Annotated in this window: 20 protein-coding genes and 1 tRNA gene; 12 read left to right on the forward strand and 9 right to left on the reverse strand. The window is 55.3% G+C overall.

Annotated features, from left to right (window positions below; genetic code table 11):
* Nucleotides 1–6: 6 nt before the first annotated feature.
* The 9 genes from minC to HGHM_RS06155 all read right to left on the reverse strand — a co-directional run bounded on the left by minC (nt 7) and on the right by HGHM_RS06155 (nt 9,838).
* Nucleotides 7–744, reverse strand: a complete 738-nt coding sequence (minC, locus tag HGHM_RS06115) for a septum site-determining protein MinC (protein WP_019140632.1) — start codon at nt 742–744, stop codon at nt 7–9.
* Nucleotides 745–1,205: 461 nt separating this feature from the next.
* Nucleotides 1,206–1,736, reverse strand: coding sequence for a hypothetical protein (locus tag HGHM_RS20830; RefSeq protein ID WP_019140633.1), 531 nt, complete (start codon nt 1,734–1,736; stop codon nt 1,206–1,208).
* Nucleotides 1,737–2,285: 549 nt separating this feature from the next.
* On the reverse strand, nt 2,286–3,098 hold the full coding sequence (locus HGHM_RS06125) for a Crp/Fnr family transcriptional regulator (RefSeq protein ID WP_019140634.1): 813 nt from the start codon (nt 3,096–3,098) through the stop codon (nt 2,286–2,288).
* 532 nt (nt 3,099–3,630) lie between these two features.
* A complete protein-coding gene (locus HGHM_RS06130) occupies nt 3,631–4,275 on the reverse strand; it encodes a response regulator (RefSeq protein WP_019140635.1) in 645 nt (214 codons plus the stop codon).
* Complete coding sequence (locus tag HGHM_RS06135) at nt 4,272–5,417, reverse strand: PAS domain-containing sensor histidine kinase (protein ID WP_019140636.1); 1,146 nt, start codon at nt 5,415–5,417, stop codon at nt 4,272–4,274. The genes HGHM_RS06130 and HGHM_RS06135 overlap by 4 nt, the downstream gene beginning before the upstream one ends.
* Before the next feature lie 625 nt (nt 5,418–6,042).
* On the reverse strand, nt 6,043–6,996 hold the full coding sequence (locus HGHM_RS06140; RefSeq protein WP_019140637.1) for a peptidase U32 family protein: 954 nt from the start codon (nt 6,994–6,996) through the stop codon (nt 6,043–6,045).
* A gap of 954 nt (nt 6,997–7,950) precedes the next feature.
* Nucleotides 7,951–8,157 carry a hypothetical protein gene (locus HGHM_RS23105; RefSeq protein WP_148415404.1) on the reverse strand — a complete coding sequence of 69 codons (207 nt, stop codon included), beginning with the start codon at nt 8,155–8,157 and terminating at the stop codon, nt 7,951–7,953.
* Between the two features lie 309 nt (nt 8,158–8,466).
* Nucleotides 8,467–8,542 (reverse strand) — tRNA-Asn (locus HGHM_RS06150).
* 81 nt (nt 8,543–8,623) lie between these two features.
* Nucleotides 8,624–9,838: an amino acid aminotransferase gene (locus tag HGHM_RS06155; protein WP_019140639.1), complete on the reverse strand. Its 1,215-nt coding sequence runs from the start codon at nt 9,836–9,838 to the stop codon at nt 8,624–8,626.
* A 117-nt stretch (nt 9,839–9,955) separates the two neighbouring features.
* Here HGHM_RS06155 and uvrB point away from each other — a divergent pair, with 117 nt between their 5' ends.
* From uvrB to iscX, 12 genes are all read left to right on the forward strand, one after another.
* Complete coding sequence (gene uvrB / locus HGHM_RS06160) at nt 9,956–12,049, forward strand: excinuclease ABC subunit UvrB (RefSeq protein WP_019140640.1); 2,094 nt, start codon at nt 9,956–9,958, stop codon at nt 12,047–12,049.
* Between the two features lie 109 nt (nt 12,050–12,158).
* The gene (locus tag HGHM_RS06165; RefSeq protein ID WP_019140641.1) at nt 12,159–12,941 is read left to right on the forward strand and encodes a uracil-DNA glycosylase family protein; all 783 of its coding nucleotides are present in this window, start codon (nt 12,159–12,161) and stop codon (nt 12,939–12,941) included.
* Between the two features lie 184 nt (nt 12,942–13,125).
* The gene (locus HGHM_RS06170; protein ID WP_026075745.1) at nt 13,126–13,614 is read left to right on the forward strand and encodes a low molecular weight protein-tyrosine-phosphatase; all 489 of its coding nucleotides are present in this window, start codon (nt 13,126–13,128) and stop codon (nt 13,612–13,614) included.
* Between the two features lie 215 nt (nt 13,615–13,829).
* A complete protein-coding gene (locus tag HGHM_RS06175; protein WP_148415406.1) occupies nt 13,830–14,849 on the forward strand; it encodes a hypothetical protein in 1,020 nt (339 codons plus the stop codon).
* Between the two features lie 289 nt (nt 14,850–15,138).
* Nucleotides 15,139–15,618 carry a Fe-S cluster assembly transcriptional regulator IscR gene (gene iscR, locus HGHM_RS06180; RefSeq protein ID WP_026075746.1) on the forward strand — a complete coding sequence of 160 codons (480 nt, stop codon included), beginning with the start codon at nt 15,139–15,141 and terminating at the stop codon, nt 15,616–15,618.
* A 16-nt stretch (nt 15,619–15,634) separates the two neighbouring features.
* The gene (locus HGHM_RS06185; RefSeq protein WP_019140645.1) at nt 15,635–16,888 is read left to right on the forward strand and encodes an IscS subfamily cysteine desulfurase; all 1,254 of its coding nucleotides are present in this window, start codon (nt 15,635–15,637) and stop codon (nt 16,886–16,888) included.
* Between the two features lie 24 nt (nt 16,889–16,912).
* The gene (iscU, locus tag HGHM_RS06190) at nt 16,913–17,314 is read left to right on the forward strand and encodes a Fe-S cluster assembly scaffold IscU (RefSeq protein ID WP_026075748.1); all 402 of its coding nucleotides are present in this window, start codon (nt 16,913–16,915) and stop codon (nt 17,312–17,314) included.
* Nucleotides 17,315–17,419: 105 nt separating this feature from the next.
* The gene (gene iscA / locus HGHM_RS06195) at nt 17,420–17,743 is read left to right on the forward strand and encodes an iron-sulfur cluster assembly protein IscA (protein WP_019140647.1); all 324 of its coding nucleotides are present in this window, start codon (nt 17,420–17,422) and stop codon (nt 17,741–17,743) included.
* Between the two features lie 92 nt (nt 17,744–17,835).
* Complete coding sequence (gene hscB / locus HGHM_RS06200; RefSeq protein WP_026075749.1) at nt 17,836–18,351, forward strand: Fe-S protein assembly co-chaperone HscB; 516 nt, start codon at nt 17,836–17,838, stop codon at nt 18,349–18,351.
* Nucleotides 18,352–18,454: 103 nt separating this feature from the next.
* Nucleotides 18,455–20,320, forward strand: coding sequence for a Fe-S protein assembly chaperone HscA (gene hscA, locus HGHM_RS06205; RefSeq protein WP_019140649.1), 1,866 nt, complete (start codon nt 18,455–18,457; stop codon nt 20,318–20,320).
* A 106-nt stretch (nt 20,321–20,426) separates the two neighbouring features.
* On the forward strand, nt 20,427–20,765 hold the full coding sequence (gene fdx, locus HGHM_RS06210; protein ID WP_019140650.1) for an ISC system 2Fe-2S type ferredoxin: 339 nt from the start codon (nt 20,427–20,429) through the stop codon (nt 20,763–20,765).
* A 101-nt stretch (nt 20,766–20,866) separates the two neighbouring features.
* The gene (gene iscX, locus HGHM_RS06215) at nt 20,867–21,061 is read left to right on the forward strand and encodes a Fe-S cluster assembly protein IscX (protein ID WP_019140651.1); all 195 of its coding nucleotides are present in this window, start codon (nt 20,867–20,869) and stop codon (nt 21,059–21,061) included.
* The last annotated feature ends 87 nt before the right edge of the window (nt 21,062–21,148 follow it).

Genomic DNA, 21,148 nt, shown 5'->3' on the forward strand with positions numbered 1-21,148 from the left:
TAATTGTCAATTGTCTATTGATAACACGTCTATCCGGTCACCGGCAAGCCGAACCTGCGCTGGTTTTTTTGCCACCCCGGCCGGCAAGGCATTGTCGAACGTGCGGTAGATGCCGGCGATCGATACCAGCTCGGCTTCCATGCTCATGGTGAAAATGCGGGCTCCGGCATTTCCGCTGGCGCCGGCCAGCGCGCGTCCGCGCAAAGGCGCATAGACATGAATGCTGCCGTCCGCAATCAGCTCGGCGCCACTATTGACGATTGCGGTTACGACCAGGTCGCCGCCGCGCGCGTAGATGCGCTGGCCGGCCCGGACTGGAGTGTCGATGATCAGGGCATTCGCTGCTGCCGCAAGCTGCGCAGGAGCCGCTTCGATGCGGGCTGGAGCTGGTGTTTCTTCCCGCGGAGGCTCATGGCGAGGCGCGGCTACCGTGTCCAGGCTCAAGCCGCGCGCAAGAATGTCGGGCTCCATTTCAGGCGAGGCATTGCGTACTGCCACGGGATTCAGGCGATAGGTCCGGAGCAGCTCGAGGATCACGGCCCAGTCCAGGGCAGGCGCCTGGGCATCGAGCGCGCCGACGTCGATCACCGCAAACTCGTTTTCAAAATAATCCGGCACTCCGCCGGTGATCTGCTTCATCGCCGCATCCAGTAGTGCAGAGTCGGATTCGCGCAGGATGACAGCTACAGCCACTACGGTGGAAATCTTGATTTCAATCGGCTTGCTGGACGAGTGTCGGGGCATAAATCTGTCGGTATGTGCGTCGGGCTTGGCTGGTATCAGTGCGCTATGCGCCCTTGTCGAAGCCTGTCGGCACGCGGTCGAATTGTAGTTGAAAAGTAAAGGCGCCTTCGGGAAACGAAAACGGGCCGCATGAAAGGCGGCCCGATAGTGCGGGGGCTTGCGTCAGTCGCATAAGCCCCTACGCAATTGCTCGTCACTTGCTGCTGGCGGGCGAAATATTATAACCGCTGGTAGCGGTCAAACCGCTGCCTGGAACGATAAATTGGGCAGCGTAATACAGGGATTCCAGGGGAAGGAGAGAAGCACCGTGCTTGCCAATTCTGCCAATATCGTTGACGCAGGTCTGGCGGTTTCAATTCGGCCGCTGAAAGAGTGCGGCGAACCCGGCGCCTGATGCGCGCCTGGAAGACAAAGTAGCGTCCGCATTGCGGATATGCGGTAATCGGGACGACGTGAGCCTGCTATCGTACCGGCAGCTTGTCGCTGAGCCGCCAATACTTTCTCAGCAGCTCCACGACATTCGAATTCATGCCCGGCGTGGCATAAATCCACGAGGAGTGGTTCTTGTCCAGACGAGGAAGCCGCTTTGCCTTGATGCCTACCGCGTGCACTGGCAAGCCTTGCGATTCATACGTAGCCAATTCAGGGTCAACCCCGGGATCGTTCTTGAAAAACAGCCATTCTTCAACGAACATCGATTGCATCCGTTCCAGCTCATGGCCTATCGATTCCGGGACTGGGCACCGAATCTCATTTTTCATCGGCGGGTAATCTATGGCCCAAGGGCCATAGACATCGTCTTCGATGCTTCGATACAGGCGTGAGGGGTGATTGGCGTAGAAATGGTCGATCATGAAGAAGGCGGCCGAAAAATAATGGCTTCTTGCCTCAACGTGCCAGCCGTAGACGTCGTTCCCTTTCTCGAAATAAAAGACTGCAAATACCGATCCCGGCTTTACAGGAGAGTAGGAAATGTAGGTCTTGAACTGCATGATCCATCGCGTAATTTGAAAGACCGCCGAGCATCCTTCTGGGAAATGAGTTGCTTACTGACCGACCCGAGTCCTCCTGCGCGATCCCAGCATCGCCATGCTTCCTTGCATGGAAGACGAGGCCCTTGGTACTACCGACTGCATACCTGTTTCGATGGCTTGCTTGCGCGAGACGGTATGACATTACCAGTACGAGGACGTCTCTATTTCCCTCACGTATCGTCCTCCTGATTCTATAGACACCGATGCCACCGACGGGTTCGCAATCCGTTTCGCCCGGTCTCCTGCATTTAACTTGCATTCCAGGATGCAATCCATATGCGCTCAGCAGGAATTAACGCTTTCCATCTTGTGAAGCGGGATGTTCCGGTTCGCTCCAGAATTCATCCCACTTGTGCGCGCAGCTTGCGCCTGAACTGTGATTCCCAAGCATTGTCCATACTAGATATCTGTTATGGTCGGCGCATAAAAAAATGCCCGAGCAGAGTTGATGTGGACTCTGTTCGGGCAGCTTCCTGAAAGTCGTGCTCTCGCGTGGAGAGCACGCATTTAGGCTGTTGCCAATTGTCCCCAATCCGAGGCGGGACGATCCGAAGAAGGTGTGGTTGCCTGCTTGGATGCCTTACCAACCTGTTTGGCACGAGAACTTGAGGGAGGCAAACGACGGAGGGTTCTCAGTGCTTCCAGATCCTTGATGCCGATGGAGCGCTGGTCCACCGTGATCAGCCCGATTTCATTGAATGCCGACAGGGTGCGGCTGACTGTTTCCAGTGTCAGTCCGAGGTAGCTGCCGATTTCATGACGGGTCATCCGCAAGTTGAACAGCTTGCTGGAATACCCCATTTCGGCATAGCGCTCCGACAGGTTCACCAGGAAGCGCGCCACTCGAGCTTCGGCGCTGAGCGCTCCCAGCATGCTTACCATTGCCTGCTCGCGAACCAGCTCGCGGCTCATCACGCTATAAATCGCGTGCTCAAACTCGACATGCGAGCGGCCTAGAGCGGTCAGTTTCTTGAAGGGGAGCAGAATCAGGTCGCAATTCGAGAGGGCAACCGCTTCAGAGGCATAACGCTTGGTATGGATGCCGTCAACGCCAAACAAATCGCCTTTCATCGGGAAACTGAGAACCTGCTCATTGCCGAATTCGTCGATCAATACCGTTTTCAGAAAACCGGAGTGGACGACGTACAGGGTGTCGAAAGGTTGTCCGATGGTGTGGATACGCTGGCCGGTCTTGAACTGCACATGCTGAAACAGCAGCTCATCGTCAGTATGGGCCGGAGAAAAAGGAATCCGCAGTACGTCGCACAGTTCTTTCAGATTCGACCAAAGTTTTCCCTGGCGCTGCCACCCGGCTTCCACGTTAGAAGAATGCAAAGCCGATGAAGAAATCTCCGAGCGGATTTCAGACGTTTGCGTAGACAACATGGCCATCTCCAATCGATTAATCCATAAATTCAAAAATGACCGCACTGGATGCAGCCATCATCGTTTTTGCGTCTTGTTTTGATTATTGGAAATCTTTACAAGGACTGTAATGATTAGAACCGGGGCATGTTGCCTTCCTGTCATTCCTCAATACAGGTGATCAGTATGGCAATGAAGTTGTGTGATTGCTATCGGGGGGCGCTGATTAGCCTTGTAGGCAAAGGCTGGAACATGTAGGAATATTCCTACAATCGAAATTACCGTTTCCTTATATCCAGACGGGACAATGCGGTATTTTTCGCATGCTTTTGCACCATCCGGTCAAAGACGACCGCTTGGTCTATACATGCATTAAGGCAACTGCACGCTGGTGGAGACTGAAGAGGTTATGTCCTGAATGCCTGGCTGGACGAGCTGGCGTTCGGACAGAGCAGGCGACACTGTTCGTCCGCTCATCGGCACCGACTTAATTCTTGAATGAGGCAATCAACCGGTTTTGCACGGCGTACTGGACCATTTCAGCTAGGGAGTTCATTCCCATCTTTTGAAGCACGCGCGTCTTGTGGGTGCTGACTGTCTTGGCGCTCAAGTGCAGAAGATCTGCGATCTCGGTAATCGACTTGCCACCCACCAGCAGCGTAAACACTTCGAATTCGCGGTTCGACAGCTGCTTGTGCGGCAGCTCTTCATGGGCAGGCATGACTTCCATCGCCAGCTGTTCAGCTACTTCCTGGCTGATATAGGGGCGTCCGGACGCCACCTTGCGGATTGCGCTCACCAGTTGCGTACCCGCGCTTTCTTTCGTGAGGTAGCCACGGGCGCCGGCACGAATGGCGCGCACTGCATATTGCTCTTCATCGTGCATGGTCAGCACAAGAATAGGAAGCTTGGGTACTTCATCCTTGATCTGGCGTATCAGTTCAACACCGCTACGACCGGGCATCGACAGGTCCAGCATCAGCAGATCAAATCCGCCTTTCCGAACATGGGCCAAGGCTTCAAAGCCGTCGACTGCTTCACCGACGACTGCGATATCCTCGGCTCCATCGAGAATCCGCTTCAATCCTTCGCGCATGATGGTGTGGTCGTCGGCGATGACAATACGAATCATAAAACCTGATTGCTGAATGTAATTGGGTCGATCGGGATGGAGGTGTGGACTGCAAGGCCACGGGGCTCCGTATTTTGGATCGTAATTGTACCTCCCAAAATGAAAATCCGTTCCTGCATTGCAAGCAATCCACGACACCCTGGTTTGCTGAGACTACCATGCGCCATGCCGACGCCATCATCCTCGATCAGCAGCTCCAGGCACTGCATATTTTGACCAAAAGTAATTCGGACATTGTTCGCTTTCGCATGTCTTTCGATATTGATCAAGCTTTCCTGGATTACCCGGAATACGGCAGATTCGATTGGCTCCGCAAGGCGGTCGGGCATGCCATGGTCAATGATCCTGCATGACACTGATGTTCGTTTCTGGAAGTCGTCGGCCATCCATCTGACTGCAGGCATCAGGCCAAAATCATCCAGTAGGGGCGGACGCAGAGCGGAGGCCAGGTTTCTCGTCAACATGATCACTTTGTCGAGCAACTCCTGCATCTGTGCGACCCGCGTGGGCAAGTCTTCGGTGGGTTCCGCGAGGCTGCTCTCAAGCCAGTCCAGATCCAGCTTGAGAACACTCAGTCGCTGTCCAATATCATCATAGAGTTCTTTTGAAAATCGCCTTTTCTCGGCTTCGTTTGTTTGCTGTGAAGATACGGCGAGCTTGCGCAGTTCAGAGGATCTCAAGGAGCGCGGCTGCCTGTCGAAGGCCATGGGCCCCGATGGGTGACGCAGCATCATCACTAGAAACATTTCTCCTTTCGTGGTTACCCGCGAAAAGTCTGCGTCGACCGAAAATTCTTCGCCGCTTGCATGTAGGGCTCTTAGCCCGAACCTGGCTCTTTTTCCGCTTTTTCTGGTATTGGCGATCCGTTCCAGTCGCCGTCTCTGCTCTGCACTCATGCGCGGCGACAATAATGCATCGATCGATTTCTCCAGCAACTGCTTCGCAGGATAGCCGAACATGCTTTCGGCTTTCTGGTTAACCAGGACGATGCGCCGTCTTACATCCGCAATGATGACCCCATCCAGCGCAGACTGTATTACCGCGGTCAAGGAAGCGCCTACCTTGTCGACGGCAAACCGGGAAAGTGCGGTGACGGCTTCCGCGGAATCTGCAAGGGGGGAGGCCAGTTGGGTGGGCATCATGATTCTCGACAAGGTAACGATTCAGGGATTCTGAAGGGTTCTGGTCTTTTTCCCTGTTAGTGGCGAAAGAAAAGCGGCCGGGCGATCAGGTTTGAGCATGAGCCGTTTGATCTGGGGCGAAGCAGAGTGGCTGGCGCGTTTTCCAATAAACCGTGCTGGTATTCATGATCCGTCTCCCGGCATTTCAAGATATGTGTAGCTGCATTCCCGGCAACTCTGATTATGCAAGGACTGTATATGGAACGTCTGATCAAGTCAGGTTGCGACACACGTTCATGCCGTGTCCGCTTTGACTGGTCCAATGCCGCCTCTAACGCACGCCCCATGTTGCATGGTTAGGGCTTCTACGCCTGCCTTGTCAAGGTCACCTGTCCTGCCGCCCGTCTTGATTGGGACAGTTTTCGATGCGCTGGCCTTCGGCTTGCAATGTTCAGTTTCGCCGAAGCTGGGTGGCAGACATGTGCCGATGAGTCAGAATCAAAAGGGGCACGGTTCCTCGATCCCGGTATCTGTTTGAGTTTGGTCAACTGAAGTGCTGGCCACGATGCAGTGCCGATCCGGCGCCACCGTATCAGGGCGGGGGACGCGTGCCCATGGCCAAAGCCACAGGACAGGAATCCGGAAGTCAGCTCGCGCGGCGGACCTTGTATGGCTTGCCGAGATCGGCAATCCACGCGGGTTTCAAGGAGAAGTCTTCGGATCCGGCGAGGCATTCATCGAGCGCTTCGCGCCACACTTTGGTGACCTGTGCTGCATAGTAGGAATCACGACCGTAACCTTCGATCCGGATTGCATGAATCCCGGTTTGCACGAGTTGGGGCAACAGCCTCAAGGCATTAAGGTCCCGTGCTCCATCTGCGGAATAGTAGTGATCATTGGCCGCTTCTTGCCCTTGGCTGCAGCGACCGTCCATAAATAGTTCCGCAGGTGCCACTGCTTTGGCATTGAGGAGAAGGTTCTGGTTGCTCCGGAAATGATAGGAATGTGCAGTCCGGCCGCTTACAAACATGCACATGCTGCCGAATCCAAAAATCTCCAATTCCACTCCGGTATTTCTGGTGATTTCCTGGAGTTTTGGCATGGACAGCACACGAGGTAAAACAATTCTCCTGATGCCGAAATGCTTGGCGTAAAAATCAACTGCATCGGGGCTCAGCATCGCATCGGCCAAGGATAGATGGATATCCAGGGCCGGGTATTTGGACGACGCATATAGCATCAATGCCGGGTCGCAAAGAACCAGTGCGTCGGCACCTGACTCGACAGCCTGGTCAACGAGTTTGCGACATTGCATCCAATTGGCCGCGCCGGAGCCTGATTCCAGGGCCAGTACCGCTCTGCAAGCGTGATTGTGGGCGTGACGAATAGCCTTGCTGATATTACCAATCGTGAAGTTGAGGTCCGGATGGCTATTGTTGCCTTCGCTGGCCAAACAATTTAACTGTATGCAATCGGCCCCGCTGTCAATCGCTGCGCGCATGGATGTCAGGCTCGTTGCTGCGTAGACAAGTTCTATGGCAGGCGAGGCGCAAGTATTCGTCACCTTGGCAGCAAAGGTTTTTACCTGAGCTTTTGTCATGGCTATCTCCCTGTTAGCCCCGCAATAGTCTGTTTGAATTAAACGGTTTGACCTGGCCCGCAACTTAGAATCTCTAATATGGAAGCTCGGTTGACCGCTCCATGTTCTAAATGCTGGAGTCGGGTATCTTTCTTCCCTAGTTTCCCAGTGGAAACAAGTTCACTCTATCAAGTGCCGGCGGCTATCTATTGATTTTCATCAACTAAATTTGCCGCCGGCAATATTACGAATAGGTGTTTGCTTGGCAATATTGCACTACGAGCCTGGTATCGCCTGACCGACTGCGGCCCAAAAAAGAAGTGTGGCTAGCAATGCCGGGGTACGTAACCTTCTCCTCGGTTTTGCAGGCTTCCAAGCGCCACTCATATCGTAATAAGGCTTCTTTCCTTTCCATGCATACTCAAAAATCAAAAGAAGATGGGCGACCAATTTATTAACATGCGTGCTTTGAGAGGCGCGGAAGGCTGCAGGAAGAGAGGCGAGGGGGAACCGGTGGCCAATTTTGCTGCCCCTTGAGCATAGCGGTCAATGATTTACGCTTTCCAGTGATGCCAGCGCATTTTTGATGCGGACCACTTGGAGTTGCTGGCACCTATCCAATCCAACTGAAATACTCAATGCAGTGCCAACACTGGAAATCGAAACAAATACTGCAACGGCGTACGAATATGCTTGTCCCGGACGGCTCCCAATCAGTTTGCCCCTACAAAGTCTTGCAAGCTTTTCCTGCTACGTAAGCTATTGAAACCAGACCATTGCACGCCTTGTTTCAAACTTTCGGTTAAAAAAATCGGTTCGCTCACAGTGACAAGAAACAGCGCTACATGCACTGTTTAGAATATTAATGGCAAGGAATAGGTGCTTATTGTTATATCTCAACTATTGAATTTGCTGAGAAGTATTTAGAGGATATGCCAAGACCAGAATGCATTCCTCTAAGAAAAATGATGCACGTCAATACTCTTCTTCTTGCCAATGATGTAATGAGTCCACCTGGAAAACTGACAAAGGGGACAACATGGTATCGGCAATTATTCTGCTGCTTGGCGTGATTACAAGCGCATTTATTGCAGGAGTGTTTATCTGCGCTTTGATGGAAATTGAAGACGCCTGAGATGAAAGAAATCCAAGGGCTATGCTGTGGCCCAGATCTTCATTCATAAAGGTGTCAACACAGCTCGGAGCATAACAACTCTACGTTCGCTTATTCGCCCTGAATACAAACGGATGCACTAAGCCAAACCACACTCGCCTCACCTGCCTGACAAGAACAAGCTCGTCCAAGTATTGGAACGCTTGTCCCGCCTAGCATTCGGGGCAAGGGGATACAAAGAGTCGATTATCAATTGGCTGCTTGATTCTGATGATTAGGAATTGGGCTGCCAGAATCAAGCCAAAATCTACTACAGTTTCTGTACTGCAGAAGTCGGAAAATAAAAAGCCCAGCTCAAGGCTGGGCTAAATATTCTTTGGCTCCCCGACCTGGACTCGAACCAGGGACCTGCGGATTAACAGTCCGTCGCTCTACCGACTGAGCTATCAGGGAACAGAGGCATTATTATAGGATGAGTTTCTTGCCTTTGTCAAAACCTTGGTGCAATTTTTTGCTGTTTTTTTGTTCCGGAAATCAGAGCACCTTCGCAATCGCATCGACAGTATTGTCAATGTTGTGCGAATTCAAAGCGGCGATGCAAATCCGACCGGTATCCACTGCATAAATCGAAAAGCCTTCCCGCAAGCGCTGCACTTGTTCCTTGGTCAAGCCTGAATAGGAAAACATCCCGCGCTGCTTGATGACAAAGTCAAAATTGTGGCTCGGTGCCTTTTCCTTGAGCTTGTTGACGAAGGCTTCACGCATTGCGCGAATGCGCAAGCGCATTGCGGCCAATTCGTCTTCCCACAGCTTGCGCAATTCCGGGCTGGACAACACGGTGGCGACCACCTGCCCGCCATGAGTCGGAGGATTGGAGTAATTGGTGCGCACGACGCGTTTCAGTTGTGACAATACGCGGGCCGCTTCCTCCTGGCTGACTGCGACAATGCTCAGTGCGCCGACGCGCTCGCCGTACAGCGAGAACGATTTCGAAAAAGAATTCGACACGAACAGCGGCCCGCCTGCTTCCGCAAAGCGGCGCACGACCTTGCCGTCGGCTTCGATGCCGTCTCCGAAACCCTGGTATGCCATGTCCAGGAAGGGGATCAGGCCGCGCTCGGCGATGACTTCGATGACCTGCGTCCACTGATCTTCGCTCAGGTCGGCGCCGGTGGGATTGTGGCAGCAAGCATGCAGCAGCACGATGGAGCCAGCTGGCATTTCCTGCAAGGCTTTCAGCATGCTCGCGAAATTGACGCCCCGTGTTGACGGATCATAGTAGGGGTAATTATTGACGCTGAAGCCAGCGGATTCAAACAGCGCACGATGGTTTTCCCAGCTCGGATCGCTGATCCATACTTGCGACTGCGGCGAGAAGCGCTTCAGGAAATCGGCCCCCAATTTCAGTGCGCCGGTACCGCCAAGCGCCTGCACCGTCACCGCTCTTTTTTCTTGAATAACTGCACTGTCGGCTCCAAATACCAGTTCCTGGACCGCCTTGTCATATGCAGCCAGGCCTTCGATCGGGAGGTAGGTGCGCGGTGACGATTTTTCCATCAATTGCGCTTCAGCCTTGCGCACGCATTCGAGCAGCGGCACCTTGCCATTGTCGTCATAGTAGACGCCGACACCGAGGTTGATCTTGTTCGGATTCTTGTCGGCATTGAATGCTTCGGTAATGCCGAGAATCGGATCGCGTGGCGCCATTTCAATGGCGGAAAACAGTGAGGCGGAGGGGGATTGGCTCATCGTGATAACATGAAAAATTCGCTGCAAAAGCATGTTTGCAGCCGGGTTGTATCAGGCGCCGAGCCATAAGCCGGGCGCCAATGTGCAACTAATTATTCTACCAAAGGTCGAATACCCATGGCAGATTTATCCCAAGTTACCAGTCAAATCGACGAATCCAAAATCGTCACTTTCCCCGGCTCTCCCTATCGACTTTATCAACCCTTTCCGCCAGCTGGCGACCAGCCGGCGGCGATCGACAAGCTCGTGGAAGGAATCGAGGACGGCCTCTCATTTCAGACACTGCTCGGAGTGACCGGTTCCGGCAAGACCTACACGATGGCAAACGTGATTGCACGCGTCGGCCGGCCTGCGATCGTGTTTGCGCCGAACAAGACGCTTGCCGCCCAACTGTACAGCGAGTTCCGCGAGTTCTTTCCGCAAAACGCGGTCGAATATTTCGTCAGCTACTACGACTACTATCAGCCGGAAGCTTATGTTCCGCAGCGGGACTTGTTCATCGAGAAGGATTCCTCGATCAACGAGCACATCGAGCAGATGCGTCTGTCCTGCACCAAGTCGCTCATGGAGCGTCGCGATGTGGTCATCGTCGCCACCGTTTCCGCAATTTACGGTATCGGTAATCCGAATGAATACCACCAGATGATCCTGACCCTGCGCGCAAAGGACAAGGTCAGCCAGCGCGACGTGATCGCGCGCCTGATCCAGATGCAGTACACGCGCAATGAGGTCGATTTCAGCCGCGGCACCTTCCGCGTCCGGGGCGATACCATCGACGTGTTCCCGGCCGAACATGCTGAATTGGCATTGCGCATCGAAACGTTCGACGATGAAATCGAAAGCCTGCAGTTGTTCGATCCGCTGACCGGACGCGTCCGGCAGAAGATTCCTCGGTTCACCATTTATCCCGGTTCGCATTACGTGACGCCGCGTTCGACGGTGTTGCGGGCAATAGAGAGCATCAAGGAAGAATTGCGCGATCGGCTCGAATGGTTCCGCAAGGAGGGCAAGCTGGTCGAGGAGCAGCGGCTGGAACAGCGCACCCGCTTCGATATCGAGATGATGGCGGAAATCGGCTTCACCAAGGGGATCGAAAACTATTCGCGCCATCTGAGCGGCGCGAAGCCCGGAGAGCCGCCGCCGACTCTGGTGGATTATTTGCCCCAGGATGCGCTGATGTTCCTCGACGAATCGCATGTGTTGCTGGGTCAGTTCAACGGGATGTACAACGGCGACCGCGCACGCAAGACCAATCTCGTCGATTACGGTTTTCGCCTGCCGTCGGCATTGGACAACCGTCCGCTGAAGTTCGAGGAATTCGAGTCCAAGATGCGGCAGACCATCTTCGTGTCCGCCACGCCTGCCGACTATGAAAACGCGCATACCGGCCAGGTGGTCGAGCAGGTGGTACGTCCCACTGGTCTTGTCGACCCGGCGATTATCGTGCGTCCGGCCAGCACCCAGGTCGATGATCTAATGTCGGAGATCACCGACCGGGTGAAAAAGAACCAGCGGGTGCTGGTGACAACGCTCACCAAGCGCATGGCCGAGCAGTTGACCGAATTCTTGAGTGACAACGGCATCAAGGTGCGTTACCTGCACAGCGACATCGATACCGTGGAGCGAGTGGAGATCATTCGTGACCTGCGTATCGGCACTTTCGATGTGCTTGTTGGCATCAACCTGCTGCGCGAAGGCCTGGATATTCCTGAAGTGTCGCTGGTGGCGATCCTCGATGCGGACAAGGAAGGCTTTCTGCGCTCCGAGCGCAGCCTGATTCAGACCATCGGTCGCGCTGCCCGCAACCTGCATGGCACGGCGATTCTCTATGCCGACAAGGTGACGGATTCAATGCGGCGCGCCATCGACGAGACAGAGCGCCGTCGGGCCAAGCAGATTGCCTTTAACAAGGCCAACAACATCACGCCGCGAGGTGTCAAGAAGGAAATCAAGGAGCTCATCGATGGCGTCTACGATCCGCAGGAAGTGCGCGAAGAGCTTCAGGCCGCCCAGGAGCAGGCCAAGTACGAGGCGATGAGCGAGAAGCAGGTGAGCAAGGAAATCAAGCGACTGGAAAAGCTGATGGTCGAGCATGCGAAGAACCTCGAGTTCGAGAAAGCTGCTCAAGTGCGCGATCAGCTGCATGTACTGAAAGAGCAGTTGTTTGGTGCTCCCGGTGCGGATAATGTGGTGTCGCTGCTGGGAAAATAAGCCAGCCATAAGACACGGCGCGCCGGCATAGGCAAAGTTTGTCTTTGGTCGGCGCGCCTGTTGGCATGGCGGCATTAAAATCGGGCTTTCCCCTGCTATATTGCCCGCCATGGCCACTCACATTCCCACTGTATTCCTGGATCTTCTTTCATCCGTCCATCCGTCCTGGCGCAACATCATTTCGACCGGGTTGGAGGCAATCGCGGATGCCGACCCCGCATATTTGCCCGCATTGGCCAAGGACGATTTCCTGCCGACCCGGGGCAGGATATTCGCCGCTTTTTCGCTGCCCGTGGAATCGGTGCGCTATGTGTTGATGGGAGAGGGGCCTTATCCAAGGGAAGAGAGCGCAACCGGCGTTTGCTTCATGGACGGCGCCGTTGAGGCGCTATGGTCGGAAAAGGGGCTGTCAAAGCAAGTCAATCGCGCGACTTCGCTACGGAATTTCATGAAGATGCTACTGGTGGCAGATGGCTATCTGACGGTCGAGAACACTTCCGGCGAATCGATGGCAGAGGTGTCGGCCAAAGCGCGCGCGATTGGGTCCCCCTTCATCCAGACATTGACCGAGCTGCAGGCGAATCTCACCCGCCATGGCTTTCTCTTGCTGAATGCAACGCTGGTATATCGCCCGCATGTGCCTCCAATCAAAGATGCACGGGCTTGGCGCCCCTTCATGCGCACCGTGCTGGCGGCCCTGGCAACCCGATCTGACGACCGGCATGGTCCTCCGACACTCGTGTTGTGGGGGAAAATCGCAGAACAGCTTGACGCCTTGCCCGAAACTCACAGCTTGCCGAAGCTGGCATCCGAGCATCCCTACAATCTCTCCTTCATTGGCAATCAGACGATGCAGCAACTCTTCGGGCCCATGCATCTGCTAAAAAAATAGCTGTCCTTGCAAAGACCGGGATTGGTCTGTTGAGAAGTATTCTCGGTGGCACCCGCAGATCTGGTCACGCAATGGGCGGAGATTGCATGTCGCTTGTGCAAGATCATACCGGTCACAATGAAGTGACATAAAGATAGTCTTCCTATGCCGATTCGGAATCTTTGGCACAGTGCGAAGACAAGCAATGACTCCATCCAGAATTCTCTTTGTTTGCACGGGAAACATATGCCGCTCGCCGACGGCGGTTGCTGTCATGCGTGTGTTTCTCAAAAGGGCGGGGTTGGAAGGTCAGGTGACGGTCGATTCTGCCGGGACGCATGATTTCCACGCAGGGAAGCTTCCCGATCCGCGTGCGATAGCGGCAGCCCAAAAGCGCGGTTACGACTTGACGGCGATGCGAGCGCGCCAGATTTCAAAGCGCGATTATGATGAGTTCGACCTTTTGCTCGCCATGGATTTGGACAATCTCGAGCATTTGCAAAGCAACTGTGCGCTCACCCACCTGCCGAAAATTCGTCTGCTGATGAACTATGCTAAGAAATACAAGGTGCCCTTCGTGCCTGATCCATATTGCCGCAGCGATGCTGACTTTGAAGCAGTCCTGGATTACATCGAGGACGCATGCAGCGGATTGATCAGCCTGCTCTCCCAAAGCAGGGAAGTGGCGCGCTGAACGCCGGGTCCGCCTGCCTTTTGTATCGTCTCCCTTTTCGTCCCTGTGCAGCTAAGCGGGATAAGGTTCTGCTTTTCCTCAAAATCCGCTTGGCCAGCAGTGAAATACTTTGAGCAGATATTTGCCGGCAGGAGCAGTCTGCCGGAAAGTTCTGTTATGAGGCCTTTTCGACGAAGCGCATGGATGCAATGCGGTACTTGGGGCGCCTGGGAAGAATGGCGAAAGCAGTGCTGGCGGGATACGGCGTGTGGCTGGGGGTGTTACCGACAGCTGCACAAGGGCTTGTGTCGCCGAATCCTATGCAGGCCTCGCCAATGTCCATCCATGCCGGCCAAGCTTCCACTTTCCTGGAGGAAGACTCGGAGGAAAGTATCGAGTTTTCTGGCATGTCGCGCCTGGTACGGCACCCATTGACGGCGGGCTGGATGACTAACGCCGAGCATTTGGCGAAGGGCAGTATTTCTTACACACGGCTTGGCGCAACGAAGGCAAGCGGCACGTGGTTCGCTTATGCGGGAGAGCCGGATGGCACGGGGTACGGCTGGCGTGCTTTTCCCGCTTATGCGCTATTCGATTCGGGCAGTGCCCGATTAAATGCCCGTGACTGGCTGAAGGCGGCAGACGGCATGGGGCCCATGCTTGCCTTCGGCTACGTCTGGCATGATTTCAGGCTCGAAGGGAGCACGGCCACCATACGAATGGCAGAAAAGAATCCATTGGATGCCGAATCCCCGAAACTGCGCGTCTCATCCGAGACACTTTCCTACAGGCCGTCCAGCAACTGGACAGTGCAACTCGCTCGTCGCTACCTGAGCAGTCTGGATCAATTTGAGGCTGGCGAAAAGGTCCGCCGTACGGCCTTGGCGGCAACCTACAGTATCGAGGCATGGCGGACCACGTTGGCATGGGGGCGCACTGCCCGGAGTTATCACGAACCGACTCTCGGCTATCTGATGGAATCGATTTTCCAAGTCAATTCCGCACACACATTTTTTGGGCGCGTGGAGCAGGTAGGGAGCGATATGCTGATGCGGGAGAGCGGTCCGATCCAGAAGCAGATTTCCAAGGTGAGTAAGTTCACCTTGGGTTACTTTTATAATGCGGGCGGCAGTTCCGGATCTGGACTTGATATTGGTGCCCTGGCCGCCAAGTATCGTGTGCCCTCGGCAATGGGCTCTTCGTATCGCGCCGATCCTGTCTTTTACCTGGTATTTGTGCGCTTAAAAATGCAGTAGCAAGCTGCCGCTGGAATGTCCATCAAGGCCTGAGCAAAGTATGTCGCGAGTGTGTAAAATATTGCATCTTTGCAATGGACGACATGGCCAGCGCCAAATCTTTTTCGCAGTGCCCAAGCTGACAGCTTCAACCAGCCTTCGCATGATCCCGCGGTTTGTCTCGATTGATCCTTCCGCGCCCGCCGACAATACCTGACAAAAACACTCAACTTTGTTATACTTGACGAAAACGCTCGGGATTAAGGAATTTCCTTGATTGAATGAGGTTTCGCGTCGGAGTGAAAGTTTTATGCGTTTGACTACAAAAGGTCGATTTGCGGTTACGGCAATGATTGATCTGGCGCTGCGCGAGGACAAAGGCCCCGTCACGCTTTCCGCAATCAGCCAACGGCAGGAGATTTCGCTCTCCTACCTTGAGCAATTGTTTGGCAAGCTGCGTCGGCACGAGATTGTCGAGTCGGTACGCGGCCCGGGAGGCGGATATGTTCTGGCGCGCCGCGCCGAAGATGTGACCGTGGCCGACATCATTATCGCCGTGGACGAGCCTCTCGATGCGACTCAGTGTGGCGGCAAGGAAAATTGCCATAGCGGCGATCACGAGCATGGCACGCGCTGCATGACCCATGATTTATGGGCAACGCTGAACGCAAAGATGGTCGAATATCTGGATTCCGTGTCGCTGCAAGACCTCGTCGACCAGCAGAAACAGAAGCAGAAGAGCGCCGAACAGAATGTGGTCGTGATGCACCGGCCCCCAGTGACAGTTTGATTGGAGTGACATACGAATGAACGCCCCCCTGAAACAAAGCCTGATTGATACGATCAAGGCGCCGCATTTCCCGATTTACATGGATTACTCGGCAACCACGCCGGTTGATCCGCGTGTCGCCGACAAAATGATTCCCTATCTGCGCGAGCAGTTCGGCAATCCCGCCTCGCGCAGCCATATGTATGGATGGAGCGCCGAGAAGGCGGTGGAAGAAGCCCGTGCCAATGTGGCGGCACTGGTCAATGCCGATCCGCGCGAAATCATCTGGACGTCCGGCGCAACGGAAAGCAACAACCTGGCGCTGAAAGGCGCCGCACAGTTTTACAAGACTAAGGGCAAGCACATCATCACCGTCAAGACCGAGCACAAGGCAGTGCTCGACACGGTGCGCGAGTTGGAACGGCAAGGTTTCGAGGCGACTTACCTGCAGCCGCAGGACAACGGCCTGATCACGCTCGAGCAGCTGCAGGAAGCGATTCGTCCGGACACGATTCTGGTATCGGTCATGCTGGTCAATAACGAAATCGGCGTGATTCAGCCGATTCCGGAAATCGGCGAACTATGCCGCTCGAAAGGCATTATTTTCCATTGCGACGCCGCGCAGGCAACCGGCAAGGTGCATATCGACCTGGAAAAGTGGAAGGTTGACCTGATGTCGTTCTCGGCGCACAAAACATATGGGCCGAAAGGCATCGGTGCGCTGTATGTGCGCCGCAAGCCGCGCGTGCGGATCGAGGCGCAGATGCATGGCGGCGGTCACGAGCGCGGTTTGCGCTCCGGCACCTTGGCGACGCACCAGATCGTCGGCATGGGGGAAGCCTTCCGTATCGCCAAGGAAGAGATGGATAGCGAATTGGCGCGTATCAAGGCGCTGCGCGACCGCCTCGCCAAAGGCTTGCTGGAAATCGAAGAAGTCTATATCAACGGCGACATGGAGCATCGCGTTCCGCACAACCTGAACGTGAGCTTCAATTACGTCGAAGGCGAATCGCTGATCATGGCGATCAAGGATATCGCGGTGTCATCCGGCTCGGCTTGCACCTCGGCCAGCCTCGAACCATCTTATGTGCTGCGCGCACTGGGCCGCAGCGATGAGTTGGCACATAGCTCGATCCGATTCACGATCGGCCGCTTTACCACAGAAGAGGATATCGATTTCACGGTGAATCTCATCAAGGAGAAGGTCGCCAAATTGCGCGAACTCTCTCCGCTGTGGGAGATGCACAAGGATGGAATCGACCTGAGCACCATCGAGTGGGCTGCACACTGACCTGTCAAGTTAAAGGAGCATCAAATGTCTTATTCAGCAAAAGTTTTGGATCACTACGAGAACCCCCGCAATGTTGGTTCTTTCGAAAAGGGTGATGAATCGGTTGGAACCGGCATGGTCGGCGCGCCGGCTTGCGGCGACGTGATGAAGCTGCAGATCAAGGTTGGTGCCAACGGCGTGATCGAGGACGCGAAATTCAAGACTTACGGTTGCGGTTCTGCGATTGCTTCGTCGTCGCTGGTAACCGAGTGGGTAAAGGGCAAGACCCTCGATCAGGCCATGTCGATCAAGAATACGCAGATCGCGGAAGAGCTGGCTTTGCCCCCGGTGAAGATCCACTGCTCGATCCTGGCCGAAGATGCGATCAAGGCTGCAGTGAGCGATTACAAGGCCAAGCACGGCGTGGCTTCGAAGGAAGCAGCCTGATTGGTCAATCCTGCCAGGCCGGAACCGGTTGCGCTGCCTGAGTGAGATGCAGCGCCCGAACTCCGGACCTGTCGGAGTGAGATGAAGAGTATAGGTAAAGGTGTTATGGCAATCACATTGACTGAAAAAGCGGCAAAGCACGTCAATCGCTATTTGGAGAGGCGCGGCAAGGGCATCGGCCTGCGCTTTGGCGTACGAACGACCGGATGTTCCGGCCTGGCGTACAAGCTTGAATATGTGGATGAGAGCGTTCCGGAAGACCAGGTATTCGAATCTCACGGCGTCAAGGTTTTCGTCGACCCGAAAAGCCTCCCTTATATCGATGGTACCGAGCTCGACTTCGCGCGGGAAGGACTGAACGAAGGCTTCAAGTTCAACAATCCCAATGTCAAGGACGAATGCGGCTGCGGCGAAAGCTTTCGCATTTGAAAGGCGTGAATTTCGCGTTCTATTATCTCATCTGCGCACTTCGCCTTCCTCGAGCCTGTTGAAGTTCGGACAGGCTTTTGTTTTAAATGACCATGCAAAACCACTTCGAACTGTTCCATTTGCCGCAGCGCTTCGCGCTCGATGTGAATGCCCTTGACAGGGCATACCGCGAAGTGCAGAACCGCGTGCATCCCGACAAGTTCGCAAACGCAACCGATGCGGAAAAACGGGTTGCAATGCAGTGGGCTACGCGCGCCAACGAGGCTTACCAGACGCTCAGGAATCCGTTCAGGCGTGCTGCTTACCTGTGCCAATTGAATGGCATAGACCTGCAAACCGAATCCAATACGGCGATGCCAAAGGAATTCCTGATGCAGCAAATGGAGTGGCGCGAAATGCTCGAGGATGCGAAGGCGGCAAAGGATGTGGCTGCTCTGCAGAGACTGGAGCAGGAGTTGAATGCAGCCAGGAAGGCGGAAGTGGCGCGGATCGGCGAGCTCCTGGACGCGCAGGATTTTCCCGCGGCCGCACAGTATGTACGCCAGCTGATGTTCCTGGAAAAGCTGGACGAAGAAGTGGCACTTGTCTTTGAAAGGCTGGAAGGATGAGGCCGTTGTGCGCCGAGGCTTTCATGTCGCGTCTTGCCATCGCAGGAATCTCAAAAGCCCATGAATTTGGCTGCAGCGTTTGGCTCTAATCTGAAAAATCACCATGGCTCTTCTGCAAATCTCCGAACCCGGCATGTCTACTGCGCCGCACCAGCGGCGGCTGGCAGTCGGCATCGACCTGGGTACGACCAATTCACTGGTTGCGACCGTTCGCAACAGCATCCCGGAAGTACTGCACGATGAAGAGGGCAGGGCGCTATTGCCGTCCATCGTGCGCTACCTTCCAAATGGCCATGCCCAAATCGGATACAAGGCGCAGGCGGTGCAAACGGTCGATCCCAAGAACACCGTCGTTTCCGTCAAGCGCTTCATGGGCCGTGGGCTGAAGGACATTGCTCATGCAGAGAACCTCCCCTACGATTTCGTCGATGCGCCGGGCATGGTGCAGCTGAAAACCGTAGCAGGCATCAAAAGCCCGGTGGAAGTGTCGGCCGAGATTCTCGCAACGCTGCGGCAGCGGGCCGAGGATGCGCTGGGCGACGAGCTTGTTGGCGCCGTGATCACGGTCCCGGCCTATTTCGACGATGCGCAGAGACAGGCGACCAAGGATGCCGCGCAGCTGGCGGGACTGAATGTGCTGCGCCTGCTGAACGAACCCACGGCAGCGGCGATTGCCTACGGCCTGGACAATGGCTCCGAAGGCATTTATGCCGTCTACGATCTCGGCGGCGGCACCTTCGATATTTCCATCCTCAAGCTGACACGTGGCGTGTTCGAAGTGCTTTCTACCGGAGGCGATTCTGCCCTCGGCGGCGACGATTTCGATCATCGGCTCGTGTGCTGGATCATTGAGCAGGCCCGGCTTGCGCCCTTGTCAGACAAGGACTTCCGCCTGTTGATGGTCAAGGCACGCGAGGCCAAGGAATTGCTGTCGTCGCAAGCAGCCACGCGGATCGATGCAGTGCTTGCTTCGGGCGAGGAGGTGCATCTCGAAATTACGGCAGGAATCTTCGCCGAGATTACCCAGCATCTGGTCGCCAAGACGCTTGTGCCGACCAGGAAAGCATTGCGCGACGCAGGCCTGACGGCGGAAGACGTCGACGGCGTGGTGCTTGTCGGCGGCGCAACCCGCATGCCGCATGTGCGCAAGGCGGTCGGCGAATTCCTGCAGACGACACCGCTGGCAAACATCGATCCGGACAAGGTGGTTGCGCTCGGCGCCGCTATCCAGGCCAATCTGCTTGCCGGCAATCGTGCTCCCGGCGATGACTGGCTGCTGCTCGATGTGATCCCGCTGTCGCTTGGCATCGAAACCATGGGCGGCCTGGTGGAAAAGGTCATCCCTCGCAATTCGACGATTCCTTGCGCGCGCGCGCAGGAATTCACCACCTTCAAGGATGGACAGACCGCGATGGCCATCCATGTCGTACAGGGCGAGCGCGAACTGGTCAGTGATTGCCGCTCGCTCGCGCGGTTCGAATTGCGCGGCATCCCGCCGATGGCAGCCGGCGCTGCCCGGATCCGCGTGACATACCAGGTCGATGCTGATGGTTTGCTGTCGGTGTCCGCGCGCGAATTGCGCTCCGGCGTGCAGGCTTCGATCAACGTGAAGCCTTCCTACGGCCTTGGCGACGAGCAGATTGCGCAGATGCTGCAGGATTCCTTTGCGTCGGCTGACACCGACATGAAGCTGCGCGCTCTGCGCGAGCAGCAGGTCGAGGCGGAACGCATTCTGATAGCGACCCAGTCGGCACTGGACGCGGATGGAGCGCTGCTGTCCGAGGAAGAGCGGGCCAATGTGCTGGCCTTGATGGATGCGCTGGGGCAAACGGCGAAAGGCGACGACCATGACGCAATCAAGGCCGCGGTGGAGGCGCTTGCGCATGGCACGGAAGAGTTCGCCGCGCGGCGCATGGACCGCAGCGTGCATGATGCCCTGGCCGGCAAGAGGCTCGACGAAGTCGCCTGAACAATTTTCATAACGGCATTCCGGACCGGCCCGCTTCGCCAACAACAGGCGTGCAATACCAAGACGGCGGGCATCACCGGGATGCGATATTATCGAGGTAATCCAAGTGCCGCAAATCGTTGTACTTCCCCACGCTTCCCTGTGTCCCGAAGGCGCCGTGATCGAGGCGCCCGCAGGCAAGTCCATATGTGACGCATTGCTCGAGAACGACATCGAGATCGAGCATGCCTGCGAAAAATCCTGCGCCTGTACCACTTGCCACGTAGTGGTCAGGGAAGGCTTCGATTCGCTCAATGAAGCGGAGGAAAAGGAAGAGGATTTGCTGGACAAGGCCTGGGGACTTGAAGCGACTTCGCGACTTTCCTGCCAGGCGGTCGTCGGCGAGGAAGACCTGGTCGTCGAGATTCCGAAATACACGATCAACCAGGTGAGCGAGAATCATTAAACGAAAGTTGCTCAGGCAGTTCAGTCACATGGATTGCCTGGCTCGCCTGCCAGCGCAGTCGTTACCTGCATCCTGCTTCGCACCTAACGGGGAGTTGAATCATGAAATGGACAGATACCATTCGTATCGCTGAAGAGCTGAACGAGAAATTTCCGGATATTGATCCCTTGACGATCCGCTTTACGGATTTGCACAAGTGGGTCTGCGAGCTGGATGGTTTCGATGATGATCCTCATCGCTCGAGCGAAAAGATTCTGGAAGCGATCCAGATGGCCTGGATCGAGGAAGCCCGCTGAGCGTCCGCACTTCCAATGTGAGGGGAGCCCGCGACCGGAACTGATGCTATCTCGGGGCGGTGGATGCAGTTTTTATCGCCAGGATTT

This window comes from Noviherbaspirillum massiliense JC206 (assembly GCF_000312045.1).
Lineage (GTDB): Bacteria > Pseudomonadota > Gammaproteobacteria > Burkholderiales > Burkholderiaceae_D > Noviherbaspirillum > Noviherbaspirillum massiliense.

Excerpts from the sequence above, each read along its gene's own strand:
- hscB (WP_026075749.1), top strand. The coding sequence starts at position 17,836 with ATGCAAAACCACTTCGAACTGTTCCATTTGCCGCAGCGCTTCGCGCTC.
- HGHM_RS06135 (WP_019140636.1), bottom strand. The coding sequence starts at position 5,417 with ATGATGCCCACCCAACTGGCCTCCCCCCTTGCAGATTCCGCGGAAGCC.
- iscX (WP_019140651.1), top strand. The coding sequence starts at position 20,867 with ATGAAATGGACAGATACCATTCGTATCGCTGAAGAGCTGAACGAGAAA.
- iscA (WP_019140647.1), top strand. The coding sequence starts at position 17,420 with ATGGCAATCACATTGACTGAAAAAGCGGCAAAGCACGTCAATCGCTAT.
- HGHM_RS06175 (WP_148415406.1), top strand. The coding sequence starts at position 13,830 with ATGGCGAAAGCAGTGCTGGCGGGATACGGCGTGTGGCTGGGGGTGTTA.
- HGHM_RS06170 (WP_026075745.1), top strand. The coding sequence starts at position 13,126 with ATGACTCCATCCAGAATTCTCTTTGTTTGCACGGGAAACATATGCCGC.
- hscA (WP_019140649.1), top strand. The coding sequence starts at position 18,455 with ATGGCTCTTCTGCAAATCTCCGAACCCGGCATGTCTACTGCGCCGCAC.
- HGHM_RS23105 (WP_148415404.1), bottom strand. The coding sequence starts at position 8,157 with ATGAATGAAGATCTGGGCCACAGCATAGCCCTTGGATTTCTTTCATCT.
- uvrB (WP_019140640.1), top strand. The coding sequence starts at position 9,956 with ATGGCAGATTTATCCCAAGTTACCAGTCAAATCGACGAATCCAAAATC.
- HGHM_RS06185 (WP_019140645.1), top strand. The coding sequence starts at position 15,635 with ATGAACGCCCCCCTGAAACAAAGCCTGATTGATACGATCAAGGCGCCG.
- HGHM_RS06165 (WP_019140641.1), top strand. The coding sequence starts at position 12,159 with ATGGCCACTCACATTCCCACTGTATTCCTGGATCTTCTTTCATCCGTC.
- minC (WP_019140632.1), bottom strand. The coding sequence starts at position 744 with ATGCCCCGACACTCGTCCAGCAAGCCGATTGAAATCAAGATTTCCACC.
- HGHM_RS06155 (WP_019140639.1), bottom strand. The coding sequence starts at position 9,838 with ATGAGCCAATCCCCCTCCGCCTCACTGTTTTCCGCCATTGAAATGGCG.
- HGHM_RS20830 (WP_019140633.1), bottom strand. The coding sequence starts at position 1,736 with ATGCAGTTCAAGACCTACATTTCCTACTCTCCTGTAAAGCCGGGATCG.
- iscU (WP_026075748.1), top strand. The coding sequence starts at position 16,913 with ATGTCTTATTCAGCAAAAGTTTTGGATCACTACGAGAACCCCCGCAAT.
- iscR (WP_026075746.1), top strand. The coding sequence starts at position 15,139 with ATGCGTTTGACTACAAAAGGTCGATTTGCGGTTACGGCAATGATTGAT.
- HGHM_RS06140 (WP_019140637.1), bottom strand. The coding sequence starts at position 6,996 with ATGACAAAAGCTCAGGTAAAAACCTTTGCTGCCAAGGTGACGAATACT.
- HGHM_RS06130 (WP_019140635.1), bottom strand. The coding sequence starts at position 4,275 with ATGATTCGTATTGTCATCGCCGACGACCACACCATCATGCGCGAAGGA.